This is a genomic window from Herpetosiphon sp. (assembly GCF_003512625.1).
Lineage (GTDB): Bacteria > Chloroflexota > Chloroflexia > Chloroflexales > Herpetosiphonaceae > Herpetosiphon > Herpetosiphon aurantiacus.
In genome coordinates, this window is record NZ_DOPT01000109.1 from 16414 (window position 1) to 33410 (window position 16997).

Here is a 16997-nt window from a genome sequence, read left to right on the forward strand (position 1 = left end):
AGACAACTCCTTGTAAATCTACCTATCTATTTATTTTTACGGACGTGGTGTTGGTGGATCATTTGGATTAATTGGTGACGTTGGCACAGCCGTTGGCTGAGGCGTATCGGTTGGCCGTGGCGTATCGGTTGGCGGTTTTGGTGTATTAGTAGCCTGCTCAACTGGCTTGGGACAACCATTCCGCGACGGATCACCAGGCTCATTTGGACAATCATCAACATTATCGGGAATCGTATCGCCATCGGTATCAACAACTGCTGGGGGTGCGGTTGGCTCAACTGGCGCTGGACAGCCATTGTTTGGTCCAGCCACATCGGGACATGGATCAACGTCATCAGTTACACCATCGCCATCGCGATCGCCTGGGGCTGGTGGATTGGTTGGTTGAATGACCACTGGTGGATTGGTTGGCTGAACAGCTGGCGGGTTGGTTGCTGGAATTGGCGTTGGATTATTGGCCGCTGGGCGGTTGGTTGCCGTGGCGGCTGGCCGTGCTGTTGGGTTTGTGCCTGGCACACTGGTTGCCTGTGGCCCAAGAGTATCGGTTGGCACTGGGTTTTCGGTTGCTTGCCGAATCAATTCGGCTTCGGCTGTTGCCGTTTCAGCAGGTAAAGTAACCGTGGCAAACGAACCATCGACCATGGTGATGATTGGTCGGGTTGGAATCATGATCGCGTTGCGACCACCCTGTGTCCGGTTAACATCATCGCCGCCGATGAAGACAATCCCGCCTAAAAGAGCAGCAACCAACAGCACAACGCCGAGAATCCCGCCTAAGGCTCCCCATTGAATGGGCGCAGGGCCGTTGCGTACCACCACATTGGTGATATTATCGTGGCCGCCGCGCTCATTAGCAAGGCTAATTAACTCAGTTGTCGCATTTTGTGGGGCATTGCGGGTGGCAATTTTGCCAATTTCCTCGGCCTGCACCCCATCAGAAAGCCCGTCTGAGCAGAGTACAATCACATCATCTTTGCCCAAAACTAGCTCATCGCTGAAGTGAGGCGTTACCTCGGGGTCGCCCATCGATTGCCAGAGGCTTTTGTTCATGGCGTTGACATGATCTTTGGTTTGGACGGCGCGATCATATTCGGTATTATTGGCGCGGAACAAATAGCCTTTGCTATCGCCAACATTCGAGAAAATAATCTTGCGGAATGTGCCTTCATCCCAGACCAAAGCTAACACCAAGGTTGAGGCGCGATTGGTATTGCCGGCCTCTTTATAGACCATTTTGGTGGCATATTGAATTGCCGCATTCAGTTGATCTTGTTTGCTTTTATAGTTTTTGGGATCGCTATTATAGAAAAACTTGGTCGTATATTCGACAACAGCGCGGCTGGCCAACTCGCCATCATCATTACCGCCGACCCCATCGGCAACGACATAGAGCCGCCCGTGGCTGGCCAGCAATTTATGGTCGATTTTGACACTAAACCCGGTTGCCCCGCCGCCGCGAATTTTGGCGAAAAGTTCGGTTACCCCGTTGACCAATTTTGTGCCAACACTACGTTCATCGGCATGTCGCCATGCCAAATTATCTTCGTTATTATTCCGTTGTCGCCCAACATCGCTTTGCCCATAGACCACGAGGTTAGGCAGATTGGCAGCTTGACTCATTGCAATGCTCCTTGGTGGCCTAGCGTAAGACTGTTTCTGGTAGCCATCCTGTTTCTCCACCGTTGATACGTTGTACATTGAACCATTTGCGTCGATCACCACTGATGGTGCTGGGGTTCTCATCAAGCACCCGAAACTTTTGGCCTTCGAGAGCTTGCCCACTGCCAAGGGCATTCGCGCTACCATCGCCAGGTTGTGCCCGCAAAATGTAGCCTTGACTCAGGGTTACCTCGCGGCCTCCAGTAGTTGGTGAAACTATTGGTGGTAAGGTTGAGGTTGGAATACCCGCTTCGATTGTGACCGTTGGAATACCACCAGTAGTCGGGGTTTCGGGTAAGGTTGAGGTTGGTTGCATCGCTGCTTGTTCTGGCGTTGCTTTACCATTGACATCAGGCGTATCGCCACCACCCAAGACTAAAAAGAGCACTGCAATTAAAACCAGAGCACCAATGGCCCCAATACTGATCATGGTTGAGCGCCGTGAGTTGCTGATGGGCATGCTTGGGGCTGCAAAGGCGGCTCCATCATTGCGTAAGGCTTCGTGCATCGCCATGCTGAAGGCTGCACATGAGCTATAACGATCGTGTGGCTCAAAGGCAGTCGCTTTTAAGAAAACCTCGATGGCCGTGGGATGTTTGGCCAAGTTTTTGCGAATCCGCTCGTTTTGAGCCGCCAGTTGCTGGCGAAATTCAGTATTCCAAATCGCCAAAGCTGCTTGATATACTTGAGGATCATTCGATTCCATCCCCTTGATTTTAGGTGGTTTGATCGTGGGGATTGTATCGCCTGTCAGGAAATAATAGACGACCAAGGCCAAGGCATATTGGTCGGTTGCTGGCACTTCATGCCCCGTATATTGCTCAGGAGCCATATACGGCGGCGTACCAAAACCACGTTCATCGACCAAGGCAAAGCGTTCGTGCGAAGCAACACTGAGGTCAATCAGAATCGCATCGTGCGTGGCTTTATCGACCAAAATGTTATCGGGCTTTACGTCACGATGAATAACTGGGCTATCAGGGTGGGCAATATGCAGATAATCCAAAGCACTGCCAATTTGTTCGGCGATTTGCAGCGCGATAGTTTCGCTTTTTTGCTTCGATAACTCTTTATTGCTGTAGGCATAAACGAACGTCGTGGCCAGCGTATACGGCTCGTCACGGACATTACTGTGGACAAAGCCGATCACATGAGGGTGCTCGGCTTTTTTCAGCAAACGTTCCTCATTCATAAAATACTGACGAACTTGAGGAAGTTTATTCGTCAGAAATTTGAGCGCAACTTCTTCACGATGCCCATCATCGTGATTGATGATCGCATGGTAGACCGGGCCGGAAAGCCCTTCGGCCAAACGATCATCAACAATTTCGTAGCGCCCATATTGTTGACCTGCAACAAGATGCATAGTCGCTCCTCCGATAGCCTACTTACCAGCCCCTGGATCAATCCGAGTTGGGCGACGGCGGGTGGCGGTTGCTAAAGCGGTTGTGACTGCTGCCAAAATAATTGCGGCGGGCACACCACGCAGTAGATAAAATTTTTGCAATTGGCTCAATGGGGTGAACTCAGACTCGGTGGCTAGCCCACCAATTGGTATTGGTAAGGTTGAGCTTTCCCACGTTTGGCCTGCAATCGTCACCTTAACTTGGAAGGTGTGTTGTTTATCGTCGCGGGGTGCGGTATGGACGAATGCCAAGTCGTAGCCAGTACGGTTAACTGGTTTGACCAAGGCTTTATAGGCTTGATCCATATTGCCTGGCCGTTCTTCTGAGTTCCCTGCAACATAGCGTCCGTTGGTACTGCTGGCTAAATTGGGCAGTTGATTGGTGGCTTTATCCAAATTTTCGGTCTTGCCAATGCCTACTGCGATAATAATCGTATTGTTTTTATTGGCAAGATCGACGATTTGGCTGAACAAGCCAGCGCTATCGGGTGTAACAGAGCCATCGCCAAATACCACCACATAGCTGTCTGTACCGCGTTTTTTGGCTTCAGCAGCAGTGGCAGTAACGGCCTCTAAGATCGCCCCATACAAATTAGTTGCGCCATCGCGTGGTGGCTCAGTGCGCAAAACCCCAATAATTCTGTTGTGGTCGCGATCAAATTCGGGGGCATTGGCGGGACGCGTTGATTGGCTATTCGATGAGCGAGGGATAAACAAGCCAATTGATTCGGGGTCATTGGGCGAAACCGCGTTACCAAGGTTGATCCAGCTTTCGGCAGCAGTACGGACTTCGCCGATAAATGGATCACCGAGTGCGACACTTAAATCCGTTACCAAGCCAATCGTTGCCCCCGAGGCGCGTAAGACACTTTGGCTATCAAAGGGAATAGTATGGCTGACTGAGTTGGTTGCATCTGTGGTCATTACATGCATTACCAATTGAGAATCAGTCAGCAATTGACCATCTTGATAAATTGCAATATCGCCAGGTTCCAGCGGTGGCACATCTTGGCCAGTCGTCGTATTTGTGACCCGCATCTTGAAGTTGACCACCCGATCTTGCAGTAATTGGGCATCGGTGAGTTTAACTTCATAGGCTGCTTGAGCATACGTCAAAACTGGCGAGAGCAGCAGCAACGCAAGGCTACAACGCAAAATCCACGTTTTCATGAGGTTATGCTCCTGTATTAAACTCAAATACCATTTCTACTGCATTATCTTGGTTGGGGTCGCCGAGATAGATCGTATCGCCATGTTCAAGTGGCACCGGCTGACTATCGAGCATAAAGCCTTGACCATCACGTACCAAGAAGGTGCCGTTGGTGCTCCCAAGGTCAATCACAGCAATTTGATTATCTTCCAACACAAATTTGGCATGGGTCCGCGAAACAATCACATCGCTAACTTGAATATCACCCTTGCCGCCAATTGTAAAATCGGGGCGTAAGGCTTCGATTGAGCCTTTACGCGAGCCATTGTTGATTGTGATCGAGCCATAGGGTGCATTAATCCGTCCGCCACCGCCAGCCCCGCCACGTCGGCCAAAAGCGCGGGTAGCAATATTGGTGATGGTTTTGGTGGCATTGCGAATAGCTGGGCTGATCACTGGCACTTCGCTACGCGAGAGGCTGCTTAAGATCAACGGTAAGGTAAAGGTGATGCCTAACACGCCCCATAAGCCAAAGGCATTCAGATAATTTCCCAATACCAGTGCATCGTTGCTGGCGAAATCGTTGACGTTCTCCGGCAAGGTATAACCAACCCGATTGAGTGCACTGCCAAGGGCTTGGGCGATATAGGCCGATGGAAAGATCAACAACACGGGAATAGTTGATAGAAAGAGGGTCAAAAAGCGATTATGGACTTTTTTAATTTTTCGTGCGGCAAAGATTGCCAAGAAGAGAACCGAAACTGCCCAAATTAAAGCCGGAAGCGCAATCGTAGGATACCACCAGTCATATGTGATCTGACCCATTTCCTTAACTTTTTGCCAGAACTCAAAATCGGTCATCGTGCGTCTCCTCGTGAGCTAGCGGATAGTACTGGATAGTGCTGGATGGGGCGGGAGTGTGCGCCCCTTGCTGCAATTGCGCTGTATACCATGATGCTTAACCTGTAGATCTAGCTTCATACCCTGTGTTCTTGGCATGAAGTTGAGGCGTAGCGTAGGTTGTCCATAGGACTTCTGTACTGTAAGAGTTTGGATAATCGTCCCTGATTATACCAGAATCGCCCTATTCTGTTTTACTATTTGGCTGGGATTTTGTGGGGATAACACAAATTTAAACAAAACCAGCACAGTTAAAACCGTGCTGGTTGGGGCTGCATCCAGCCAATGAGCTAGCCTTGTTCGGCATATTTTTCGGCTAATTCATCGGATACTTCTAGGTTGCTATAGACTTTTTGGACATCATCGAGATCTTCGAGCCGCTCCATCAGCCGCAAAATCTGGAAGGTGGTCGCTTCATCGGCTTCCATGATTGTTTTGGCGAGCATGGTTTTTTCAGCAGTGCTGATTTTTAGGCCTTGCTCGTTGAGCGCATCGCGCACCGCCGCCAATTTGCTAAATTCAGTGTAAACAATAATTGCATCATCGTTGACAATTACATCATCAGCATCGGCATCGATCGCCAGCAAGGTTACTTCATCGGGGTCGGTTTTTTCAGTCCGATCAATACTGATCAAACCTTTGATATCAAACATCCAACCGACTGAACCGCCTTCGCCAAGCGTGCCGCCATTTTTGTTAAAGGCGGTGCGAATTTCCGAAACGGTGCGGTTACGATTGTCAGTGGCAGCATCGACAATAACGGCAATGCCACCTGGGCCATAGCCTTCGTAGGTGACTTCTTCGAGCGCTGCTTCACCGCTTACGCCAGTGCCGCGATCAATTGCTCGTTGAATATTATCCGCTGGCATATTATCGGCTTTGGCTTTTTCAATCGCCAAGCGCAGCCGGAAGTTCATGTCGGGGCTGCCACCACCTTCGCGGGCGGCGATCGTAATATCACGAGCGATTTTCGTCCAGCGTTGGCCTCGGCGTTGATCAAGAACCCCTTTTTTGCGGCGGATTTCATGCCATTTTGTATGCCCTGACATCGGATAACTCCTACGGTTAACAATTGTGCACACCCCAGTGTGCCGCTCAATTATAAGTTTTTGTTGACCATTATAGCGTATGCGTGAGAAGCTTGGCAAAAAATTGGCGCAAGCATTACTGCCTGCGCCAATTCTTCGATCATTCGCTACGCTTTGATTTAGATGCGTTGCTTGGGCAAAGCGTCATTATAAACCCCATTGTTGGAGTTATACTTAATCACTTCGTCGAGCAATTGGCGCAATGGCTCACCATCGAGGTTTTCATGCTCGATCAAGGCTTCGGCCATGCGGTTCATCACCTCGCGGTTGCGTTCCAAGATTGCGCGGGCGCGTTCGTGGCCTTCGCTGACCAAACGCCGCACTTCCGAATCGATCTTGCGTGAGGTTTCTTCCGAATAGTTGCGTTGTTCGCTGATTTCGCGGCCCAAGAAGATCAACTCTTCTTTTTCGCCAAAGGCAATTGGCCCCAGCTCTGAACTCATCCCATAGCGGGTAACCATCGCTCGTGCCATGCGCGTCACTTGTTGAATATCGCCCGAAGCGCCAGTGGTAAAGTCGCTCAACACCAATTCTTCGGCGGCGCGACCACCAAGGGCTACAGCAATTTGGGCTTCAAACTGCGAAACGCTCATATAGCTTTGATCTTCATCGGGGATCATCAAGGTGTAGCCACCAGCCATCCCACGAGGAATAATCGTCACTTTATGCACAGGGTTTGCGCCAGGCATCGCTTTAGCAACAATCGCGTGACCAGCTTCGTGGAAGGCAGTCAACTCTTTTTGCTTAGGAGTCATCACGCGTGAGCGGCGTTCTGGGCCACCAAGCATAATTCGTTCGGTGGCATCTTGCATTTCTTGCATGGCGATGCGTTTTTTCGAGCGCCGTGCAGCCAAGATCGCAGCTTCGTTGACGATGTTAGCGAGGTCTGCACCCGATGAGCCAGGCGTTAATTTGGCAATTGCTTCCAAATTAACATCTTCGGAGAGTGGTTTGCCCTTGGTATGGACCTTGAGCACTTCGACCCGTCCGCGCATATCAGGAGCATCAAGCACAACTTGGCGGTCGAAACGGCCTGGGCGAACCAAGGCTGGGTCGAGCACGTCAGGGCGATTGGTGGCGGCGATCACAATCACATTGGTATTGCTATCGAAGCCGTCCATTTCAACCAAGATTTGGTTAAGCGTTTGTTCGCGTTCGTCGTGCGAGCCACCAAGGCCAGCACCGCGTTGGCGACCAACGGCATCAACTTCGTCGATAAAGACGATACAAGGAGCGTTGCGTTTGGCTTGTTCAAACAAATCGCGCACGCGGCTTGCGCCAACCCCGACGAACATTTCCACGAATTCCGAACCGCTGATTGAGAAGAATGGCACGCCTGCTTCGCCAGCAACCGCACGGCTGAGCAAAGTTTTACCAGTACCTGGAGGGCCAACCATCAAAACCCCACGTGGAATCCGTGCACCAAGTTGGGCAAATTTCTCAGGAAATTTAAGAAACTCGACAACTTCGGTTAAGTCTTGTTTGGCTTCTTCTTGGCCAGCAACATCAGCGAAGGTTACCGATGGTTTGTCGCCAGTGAACATGCGAGCTTTGCTCTTGCCAAACGACATCGCTTGGTTGTTGGAGCCTTGGGCTTGGCGCATGAAAAAGACGAAAAAGCCAATCAGCAAAAGCGTGGGCAGCAAGAAGGTCAAGGCCGCGCCTAAAATACCGCCCCAAGCTGGAGCCGATTTAGGGTTGAACTTAACTTTGGCAGCGTTTTCCAACGGTGCTGCAATTGCCGTCTTATTCTCAGGATCTTTAAGCTCGGCTAATTTGCTAGCATCTTGGGCTTTTTGCGAAAGAATTTCTTCAATACTTTCGGTCGTGCTGTTCTTGCGAGAAATATAGGTGGTGGGTGGCGCGTCGTTGGTGGTCGCCCGAAACTCGACTTGACCTTCGGTTTGGACGATCTCGGCAATTTTACCTTGGAGAGCTAAGTCGAGAATTTCACTGTAGCTCTTTTCGCTGGTATTGCCAGGACTACCATTGATGTATTGATAGAAGAGCGCCAACGCCGCCACTACGATGATCAAATACACAAAACTGTTGCGTAAGAAGCGATTTTCACCCATCGCAGTATCTCCTGAACGTGCGTACACGCTCATAAAATTTTGCTGCACTCCATGCGGAGTACAGCGACCTTCAAAAATTATACCAAAGCGCTACCTACCTAGCAAGGGAAATGCCCATTAGCAATATGTTAATGTGTATAAACACGTGGGCTTAACACCCCAATATAGGGCAAATTGCGGTAGCGTTCAGCATAGTCCAGTCCATATCCCACAACAAATTCGTTGGGAATGTCGAAACCACGGTAATCAACCTGCACATTGACATTGCGCCGTTCAGGTTTATTTAGTAGGGCACAAATCTCTAAAGCGGCTGGGTTGCGCCGCAACAGCAGATCATGCACATATTTTAATGTCAGGCCACTATCAATAATATCTTCGACGATGATCACATGCTTGCCAGTGATATCAAGGTCGAGATCTTTATTTAAACGAACTACGCCGCTGCTTTCGGTGCTGGCTCCATATGACGAAACCGCAATGCAATCGTAGCAAACCTCGCGCCCGATCGAGCGCATCAGATCGGCCATAAAGATCAACGAACCTTTTAAGATGCCAACTAACACTAACTCAGGTGCGTTAACCGTAGCTTGGGCAATTGCTGTGCCAAGCGCTTGAACTCGGTTTTGGAGTGTTGCGGTATCAATTAATACTCGCTCAAGATCAGGATGCATCGGCGTGAGTATCCTCCAAAGTTATGAGCAAAAAGTTGGTTGTTTCTGGCGTTGGGTGGGCATGTTCGGCCATCAGCAAGCCAGGAATCCAAAGTATCCCAACATCATCAACGAATAACGGCCATTGGGCACGCAGTTCGCGTGGCAAACGCATATCAACCATAATATCTTGGATGCGCCGTGAGCCAATGCCACCTGCGGGCCGCATGCGATCGCCTGGGCGGCGTTGACGTAACATCAATCTGCCTTGAATTGCGTTGGCATCGAGCAAGCCTTGCCAGCGCGAAAGATTATATTCAGGGCGGCTGGGCATCAGCTCCATAATCACCCGCCAACGTTCATCGGGCAACGGAGTCATGCCTTGTTGATTGAGCGGCCACTCATCGATGCTCAATTGCGGTTCGTCGTTGGTTGGCTGCATAGTCGTAGCTACGGTCATTGTCCAACCATGTGGCTTGCGATGCAAGACCAAATTATGCGGCATTTGGCAAAACAGTTGCAGGCTGTTCATGGCACTTAACGCATGGTCAAGCTGCGAGGATGTTAATTCGTCGCGCTCAGGCCGCAATAAATAAACCGCGCGGCGAATTGCATGGCGCTGCAACGCTGGATGCATGTGGTTCCATTGCTCACGATGAAAGGTAATCGCCCCTGGCTCAAACTCAATTAAATGTTGCCATTGACGATCAAGCTCGCTTTGCATGTAGTCGGTTTCAATCGCCGCTAAACGGGCCGTTCGCGCCAAGGCCGAAACAACTTTCGCATTGTATTCGCCGAGCAATGGCAATAATTGATGGCGAATGCGGCCCCGCGTATATTCCAATGAATTATTGGTTGGGTCGCGGCGTGGCTCCAATTGCTGTTCATCGCAATAGGCCTCAATTTCGTCGCGGGTAATATTGAGCATCGGACGAATCAAAGCTGGCCCAACTGCTTGATGGGGCATTCCTGCGGTAACTCGCCAGCCAACCCACTCGGTGCGTGGTCGCATCGCGCTCAAGCCGCTCGGGCCTGTGCCCCGCAACACATGCAACAACACCGTTTCTGCTTGATCATCGGATTGATGGCCGAGTACGACCGCATCGGCTTGTTGCTGCAAAGCCACCTCAGCCAAAAAACGATAGCGGGTCGCTCGGGCCGCAGCAGGCAAGCCCACATGATATTGTTTGGCAACTTGGTCAACATCACGCAGCTCAATTGTGGCAGTTAAGCCCCAATCAGCGGCAATTTCGGCCACAAAAGCGGCCTCGGCAGCTGATTGCTCGCCACGCAAGCCATGATCAAGGTGGGCCACATGCAAACGCCAGCCATAAGGTGTGGCCAAGGCCGTCAACCGATGCAGCAAGGCTAGTGAATCCGGGCCACCTGAAACCGCCACCACCAAACATGCTGCCGATGCGAGGCGACCATCGCGGATGAGGGTTGTTTCAATGTCGAGTAGTTGGGACATAGCAGAGTTCTCGTAAGTGGTGCCAACCTTGATGATAGCACATTTTTGCGGCTAGCCATATCAATCTCATGATGGAGTTTGCGGCTTGGGGTGGCTAGGATTAGCACTAGATTAAAAACGGCTTGGAAAGGTTTGGGCTATGGTATGCTGAGAGAAACCGTTGCCACAGGAACCATTGGCGTGTATCAGCCGTTGATCAGTTGCCTATCAGCTGCAAACGGCTTGGAATCGTTAACATGGGCTGATTGACGGTATGAGCTTTGCTTTAAATTGACAGCACTTGCGCTTCGCGGCATACTAGATCATCAATCCCCATTTTGGTCAATTAAAATCAAGACTTCTAGGGCAGGTTTGGCCAAAGTTGGTATGCTATAATGCCGCGCAGCGACATAATTCAGGGTGTAAGGATAATTCAATGAGTTCAACACCGCTACGGGATCGGCTTGAACAAGCTGCTCAACATGATCCAAATCCATTAAAACCAACCAGGCTTGAGCCAGCTCCACCACCAGAAGAACCGCTGGATTTAGAGGAAGCGGCTGCTGAAACCGTTCCCCAACGTCGCGGCTGGTCGGTCGTCAAAGAGATTATCGAGACGGTCGTTTTTGTGCTTTTGGTCTTTTTTATTGTGCGTGGCTTGTTGCAGAATTTTCGCATCGAAGGTTCGAGCATGTTTCCAACCATGCACGATCAGCAATATATTTTGGTTAATAAAGCTTTATATATGCACTTTGACCTAAATGCGCCGCTGCGACTCTTGCCAGGCCGAGGCGATCTTGAGCAAAATGTGGTTTATCCCTTCCGTAAGCCGCAACAAGGCGATATTGTCGTATTCTTGGCTCCAGAGTCGGCCCATGACGAGCCTAACAAAGATTACATTAAACGGGTGATTGGGATCGAGGGCGATAAAGTTACCTTGCTCGATGGTCAAGTCTATGTCAACGACCAACTCCTCGACGAATCGGAATATCTTGATGCTGGTACGCAAACCAGTTGTAAAGGCTATGCCTCTACCTGTAGCGTCGATATTCCAGCTGGCCATGTTTTTGTGATGGGTGATAATCGCAATAACAGCAGCGACTCACGCGAGTGGGGGCCATTGCCCTTAGATAATGTGATTGGCAAGGCTTGGCTTTCGTATTGGCCTAAAGAAGATTGGGGTGTTGTGCAAACGCCCAGTTATGCAGCACCAACGGGCCAATGAACGATTTCGAGCAATCCGAAGTAAAAACCACCCGCTTGGCGCTTGATCAGACTCAACCGCTGCCAGTTGCTGCGCCAAGCGCCGAAGAAATTGCTTGGTTGGAGCAATCACAAGCGCCATTGCCTACCCCGCCTACCCCAACTCCAGCACTGCAACGGCCACGCTTACGCCGTTCATGGCACATGCTGGCTAGCTTGATTTTGAGTTTTTTGATTCTGCGCAGCTTGATTCAAAATTTTCAAATTGAAGGTACTAGCATGGAACCAACCATGCAAACCAAGCAATATGTTTTGGTTAACAAAGCGATCTATGCTCATCTCGATTTGAATGCCCCACTGCGTTTGTGGCCTGGTCAAGCTGAGTTGCCCAAAAAATTCCTCTATTTGCTGCACCCACCTGAACGCGGTGATATTATTGTGTTTCTGGCTCCACCAGCGGCCCACGATTTGCCCGATAAAGATTATATCAAGCGGGTGATTGGGGTTGGTGGCGATACGATCAAAATTCGCGAGGGCAAGGTTTGGGTCAACGAGCAGCAATTAACCGAGGATTATATTGGCGAGGTTGATACGCTTTGTGATACCCATTGCGAGTTGGTTGTGCCCGAGGGGCATGTATTTGTGATGGGCGATAATCGGCCATTTAGCAGCGATTCACGCCGTTGGGGGCCATTGCCGCTCGAATATGTGATTGGCAAGGCATGGTTTACCTATTGGCCCAAAGAGCGCTGGGCGAGTTACTGAGTTCCCTCACCCCCAACCCCTCGCCCACTGCGGCGGGCGAGGGGCATTTGATTTGGTGGTTCCCCCTCGCGTGCGGGTGATGGGCGAGGGCTAGCTTACAAGGGTAGGTTAAGATCCCTCACCCCAACCCCTCGCCCACTGCGGCGGGTGACGGGCATTTGGTTTGGTGGTTCCCCCCTCGCCTCGCGTGCGGGAGAGGGGCTAGGGGGTGAGGGTATGCCAATCGTTATTAACAACTTACCCTTGAAAGCTGAGCTTTCTAGGGGTGAGGAAATTATCGAATCCCAAGCAAAAGATCAGTTTCAAATTCTTCGCGCTCAGGCAAACTCACTCGTGATTCGATCAGGGCAAAATGTTCATGGCTCAGTAACTCGCCGCGTAACTCCTCTGGCAAGCTCAAAAAGCCCCATGTTGGCCCAATTTGGGTGCGATGCTCCAACAACGATTGCAATTTAATTGGCAAATATTGGCCAATTTCAATCGCAGTGGTGGTGCGTGGATCATCAACATAGCGCGAAAGATCTGCTTCGGGATCATCGAGCGGGGTTTTTTCGCCGCGGGCTTGCATATATTCCCACGCTTTGCGCCAAATCGAGCGGCGATAGGCGGTGTAATACAGTTTTTTCGGTTCCCAGGCTGGCCCAGCCTCAGGAAATTGGCTGGGGTCGCCAGCAGCATGAAACGCCGCAACCGTAATTTTATGGGCCATAATGTGGTCGGGATGCCCATAACTGCCATTTTCATCGTAGCTAATCAACACATCTGGTTGATATTGGCGCACCAAGGCCACCAAACGACCAGTAGCAGCCTGCAAATCGGCCTTGTTGAACGATTCGGGATGCTCATTGGCAGGCGTATTGATCATGCCTGAATCGCGGTAGGCCAACTGATGAAAATCGGTGATATTGAGCAGGGCAATCGCTCGCGCCAACTCTACGTCGCGAATCTCGGCCAATCGCGCTTTATTCTCAGGCGTATTCAATTCAGCATCAACAATTTCGCCTTCTTCGCCACGGGTGCAGGTCACCAAAACGACCCGTGCTCCTTGCTCGTGATATTTCAGCGCAATGCCGCCTGTTGAAATCACTTCATCATCAGGGTGGGCATGCACAAGCATAATGGTTGGTCGATGGTCAGTCATGAACATTCCTTTCGATGCTATGGTGCATGCCTAGTATTGTGCCACGAAAATCTGTTAACGATCCGTTAATGTTGCAGTTGGCTGGCCGCCGCTTGGTCAATCAGCCAGTCGGCGTTGTTGATCAAACTGGCGGGGTAGCTTTGATACGCCCCAGTCTGCTCGATTAGCTCACGAATAACGCCAGCTTTATCGTCGCCTGCCGCTAAAAAGATTTTGCTGTGGGCGTTGTTGATCACAGGCGCAGTCAGCGAGATGCGATATTGTTTGAGTTTGGCGACCCATGTTTCGGCCACCAACACATCGTTGCGACCCAAAATATCGCTGGCTGGAAAGAGCGAGGCGGTATGCCCATCGTTGCCCAAGCCCAGCAGCATGGTGTCGAATTGAGGAAATTGGCCTTCAGCTAGCCCAAAAATGCGTTTAATTTCATGAGCATACAGGCTGGCGGCACTTTCTGGCGCTAACTCACCGCGAATCCGCAACACATTACCCACGGGAATTGGAATATGATCGATCAAGGCGATTTTGGTCATGCGATAGTTGCTTTGAAGATCGTCAGGCCCGACGCAGCGCTCATCGCCCCAAAATAAAAAACAGCGCCCCCAAAGAATCTGATTAATGTAGCGTGGGCTGGCTAATAACTCAAACAACGCTTTGGGCGTTGAGCCACCCGAAAGCGCGATTGTCCAGCGGCCACGTTGAGCGATGGCGGTTTGAGCCTCGGCTACTAGCCGATCAGCCGCGAGGATCATCAATTCCTCGCGGCTTGGGGCAATCTGAAGCGTCATACATGTGCTCCATGGGGATCGGTTGCTTGAGCAATTGCGGCGACAATCGCTAAAGCCCGTTCATAAACTCGATCATGACTATACATATTTAGTTCATTCAAGAGCAACAGGCTATCGCTGGGCCTTGGTAGTTCGCTCATCTGACAACGAGTTTCACCATCAAGATGCACATTGGCTAGCAAGGCTTGTTTGTTGCTGCTGCGGCCTACGGTGATACTGGCTTTATGTTTGGCGGCCTGTACTTCGATAAATGGCACTTCCTCGCCAGTTCGATCGCTGGTTTGCATGCTGATCGTAACCGTGCCATTGCGATGTTTGAAATTGCAAAGCAAGGTTTCGCTATTGCCACTCGCGCTGATCAACTGCCAATCAAGGCAGGTTGCCATCCAGCCGATGCTCAGCAAGCCAGCTGCTTGATGTCGTCCGGTGGTTACTTTGATGTTGCTAAGGTTTTCGAGCACTGGGCGCATGGCCATTGCATCGAAAATTTGGGCAAACGCAGTGCGCCACGGGGTCAAGCGTGCCCAAGTCAAATCGCTGACCGCATCGGTTTGATCGCTGATAACCATCTTGTGCAAACGCGCCAAATCGGGCAGCGGGTCGAGAAAATCCGCCGAATCCATAATCCAGCGATCAGCATGAGCAAACAACTGGGTACGCACATTGCTAGCAGGGTGCAACGGCCCAGGCCACCAGACAAACAAGGGCAAATCGGAAACGACCAAAGGTAGCACTGTGCCGGGCAAACGTCGCCGCATTTGCTCGCCAACACAGAAGGTAATTTGTTCGCAACAAACTTGCTCGTGTTCTTCGCTACTTGGTTGACAAACGGTGCTGACCCATGCGCTGAGTTCTTCGGCCTCGCTGCCAGTTTCGATCAAAATTGCGCGGCATGGATGCACGCCGAACACTTGCGGCAAGGCCGTGCGTACTCGTTTGGCGAGGGTTTGGTTTGCACCATAGCCAATCACAGTCATGGTGCAAACGCGGGTCATCACATAATGTTCATCGCGATGCTGATCGCCCAATTCACGCCACAAATCGCGCAGTTGATCTTCAATCTCAGCAACATTGGCTGGACGTGGGCTATTGGAAATTTCGCCCATCATGGTTGCCACCTCCTACAATTTGCGCCACTCACGGCCATCACGTTGCATAAATTGATCAGATTCCTCTGGCCCCCACGTGCCTGCCTCGTAGTGTGGCAAGTGCTCAACGCCGTCGTTTTCCCAGCGCTCAAGGATGGGAGTCATCAAGGCCCATTGGGCTTCGACCTCATCGCGGCGGGTAAACAGGGTTGCGTCGCCGAGCATGGCATCGAGCAACAAGCGTTCGTAAGCTTCGGGCGCAGCTACCCCAAACGATGAGCCATAGCGAAAATCCATATTAACCGGATGGATGATCATGCGTTGGCCTGGTTGTTTGGCGCTAAATTTGAGGGTGATGCCTTCGTTGGGCTGAATGCGCAGCGCTAAGACGTTCGATTCAATGTCATCGCGGATTTCGGGGAAGAGCAGCAGCGGCGGTTTTTTGAATTGAATCGCAATTTCGGTGACCCGTTTAGCCAGCCGTTTGCCAGTGCGCAAGTAGAATGGTACGCCCGCCCAGCGCCAATTGTCGATCTCGAATTTGAGTGCAACGAATGTGGGTGTGCGTGAGGCTGGATTGACCCCTTTCTCTGCCAAGTAACTGGGCACTTCATCGCCATTGATTGTACCATGATCATATTGAGCACGCAGCGCAAATTGATCAACATCAGTAGCATTCATCGGGCGAATTGCATGTAGCACTTTGACTTTTTCGCTGCGCACTTCATGCTCGTTAAACTCAACTGGTGGTTCCATGGCGGTCAGGGTCAGCAATTGCATCATATGATTGGTGATCATATCGCGCAATGCCCCAGCTTCCTCATAAAACCCTGCGCGACTGCCGATGCCAAGGCTTTCGGCGACCGTGATTTGCACATGGTCAATGTAGTTGCGGTTCCAAATTGGCTCGAAAATGGCGTTGGCAAACCGCGCCACCAACAGGTTTTGGACGGTTTCTTTGCCAAGATAATGGTCAATTCGATAGACTTGGCTTTCATCAAAAGCGCGACTGACCAGATCGTTGAGTTCTTGGGCCGATTTGTAATCGTGACCAAACGGCTTTTCAACGATAATTCGCGACCAGCCATGGCTTTGGTTGGTCAGATTGACCTTTTGCAAATTGCTAATCGCATCATCAAACCACGATGGTGGAATCGCCAAATAAAAGAGCCGATTGCCAGCAGTGCCCCGTTGCTGATCGATTTGTTCGAGGCGACTGGCGATTTGCTCGTAGGTGTTGATATCGCCAAACTCGCCGCCAACCCAGAACAAACCTTCAGCAAAGGTTTGCCAAACTTCTTCATTAATTGGCTGGACGCGTGAGAATTGCTCGGCACTTTTGCGCATTTCAGCGCGAAAATCATCGTCGCTCCATGGGCGACGGCCAACACCAAGCAACGAAAAGCCTGCTGGAACCATGCCTTCACGGGCGAGGTTGTAGAGTGCAGGCAATAATTTACGGGCAGTGAGATCTCCGGTCGCGCCGAAAATCACCACAGTACATGCTTCAGGGGTGCGAGCAATTCGTAAACCTGCTCGCAAAGGATTTGGCTGTTCCACAAGCCCTCCTTAGGAACCACGCATAATGACAGGGCTACATCCTTCCGTGTAGCCCCGTTGCGCCTTATAGCATAG

Annotated in this window: 14 protein-coding genes; 2 read left to right on the forward strand and 12 right to left on the reverse strand. The window is 50.9% G+C overall.

Annotated features, from left to right (window positions below; genetic code table 11):
• Window positions 1-36 precede the first annotated feature (36 nt).
• From DEF47_RS24800 to tilS, 8 genes are all read right to left on the reverse strand, one after another.
• Window positions 37-1620 (reverse strand): PP2C family protein-serine/threonine phosphatase, encoded by a 1584-nt coding sequence (locus DEF47_RS24800; protein WP_012190571.1) that lies wholly within the window; start codon window positions 1618-1620, stop codon window positions 37-39.
• A gap of 19 nt (window positions 1621-1639) precedes the next feature.
• On the reverse strand, window positions 1640-3025 hold the full coding sequence (locus DEF47_RS24805) for a serine/threonine protein kinase (protein ID WP_012190570.1): 1386 nt from the start codon (window positions 3023-3025) through the stop codon (window positions 1640-1642).
• An 18-nt stretch (window positions 3026-3043) separates the two neighbouring features.
• Window positions 3044-4234: a vWA domain-containing protein gene (locus DEF47_RS24810; protein WP_012190569.1), complete on the reverse strand. Its 1191-nt coding sequence runs from the start codon at window positions 4232-4234 to the stop codon at window positions 3044-3046.
• 4 nt (window positions 4235-4238) lie between these two features.
• On the reverse strand, window positions 4239-5075 hold the full coding sequence (locus DEF47_RS24815) for an FHA domain-containing protein (protein ID WP_012190568.1): 837 nt from the start codon (window positions 5073-5075) through the stop codon (window positions 4239-4241).
• Between the two features lie 329 nt (window positions 5076-5404).
• Window positions 5405-6163, reverse strand: a complete 759-nt coding sequence (locus DEF47_RS24820) for a YebC/PmpR family DNA-binding transcriptional regulator (RefSeq protein WP_012190567.1) — start codon at window positions 6161-6163, stop codon at window positions 5405-5407.
• Window positions 6164-6321: 158 nt separating this feature from the next.
• A complete protein-coding gene (gene ftsH / locus DEF47_RS24825) occupies window positions 6322-8277 on the reverse strand; it encodes an ATP-dependent zinc metalloprotease FtsH (protein ID WP_012190566.1) in 1956 nt (651 codons plus the stop codon).
• A 128-nt stretch (window positions 8278-8405) separates the two neighbouring features.
• The gene (gene hpt / locus DEF47_RS24830; protein ID WP_012190565.1) at window positions 8406-8948 is read right to left on the reverse strand and encodes a hypoxanthine phosphoribosyltransferase; all 543 of its coding nucleotides are present in this window, start codon (window positions 8946-8948) and stop codon (window positions 8406-8408) included.
• A complete protein-coding gene (tilS, locus tag DEF47_RS24835; protein ID WP_012190564.1) occupies window positions 8938-10398 on the reverse strand; it encodes a tRNA lysidine(34) synthetase TilS in 1461 nt (486 codons plus the stop codon). Before tilS ends, hpt begins: the two co-directional genes overlap by 11 nt.
• Before the next feature lie 415 nt (window positions 10399-10813).
• Here tilS and lepB (DEF47_RS24840) point away from each other — a divergent pair, with 415 nt between their 5' ends.
• Window positions 10814-11602 (forward strand): signal peptidase I, encoded by a 789-nt coding sequence (gene lepB, locus DEF47_RS24840; RefSeq protein ID WP_012190563.1) that lies wholly within the window; start codon window positions 10814-10816, stop codon window positions 11600-11602.
• Window positions 11599-12345 carry a signal peptidase I gene (lepB, locus tag DEF47_RS24845; protein WP_012190562.1) on the forward strand — a complete coding sequence of 249 codons (747 nt, stop codon included), beginning with the start codon at window positions 11599-11601 and terminating at the stop codon, window positions 12343-12345. Before lepB (DEF47_RS24840) ends, lepB (DEF47_RS24845) begins: the two co-directional genes overlap by 4 nt.
• A 274-nt stretch (window positions 12346-12619) precedes the next feature.
• On the opposite strand, the gene DEF47_RS24850 is transcribed toward lepB (DEF47_RS24845), so the two are convergent.
• The 4 genes from DEF47_RS24850 to zwf form a co-directional block, all read right to left on the reverse strand.
• Entirely contained in the window at window positions 12620-13486 is an 867-nt protein-coding gene (locus DEF47_RS24850) for a PIG-L family deacetylase (protein ID WP_012190561.1), read from the reverse strand.
• Between the two features lie 65 nt (window positions 13487-13551).
• Complete coding sequence (gene pgl / locus DEF47_RS24855; RefSeq protein ID WP_012190560.1) at window positions 13552-14274, reverse strand: 6-phosphogluconolactonase; 723 nt, start codon at window positions 14272-14274, stop codon at window positions 13552-13554.
• Complete coding sequence (locus DEF47_RS24860; protein WP_012190559.1) at window positions 14271-15383, reverse strand: glucose-6-phosphate dehydrogenase assembly protein OpcA; 1113 nt, start codon at window positions 15381-15383, stop codon at window positions 14271-14273. Before DEF47_RS24860 ends, pgl begins: the two co-directional genes overlap by 4 nt.
• Window positions 15384-15395: 12 nt before the next feature.
• Window positions 15396-16922, reverse strand: coding sequence for a glucose-6-phosphate dehydrogenase (gene zwf / locus DEF47_RS24865; RefSeq protein ID WP_012190558.1), 1527 nt, complete (start codon window positions 16920-16922; stop codon window positions 15396-15398).
• Window positions 16923-16997: the final 75 nt, after the last annotated feature.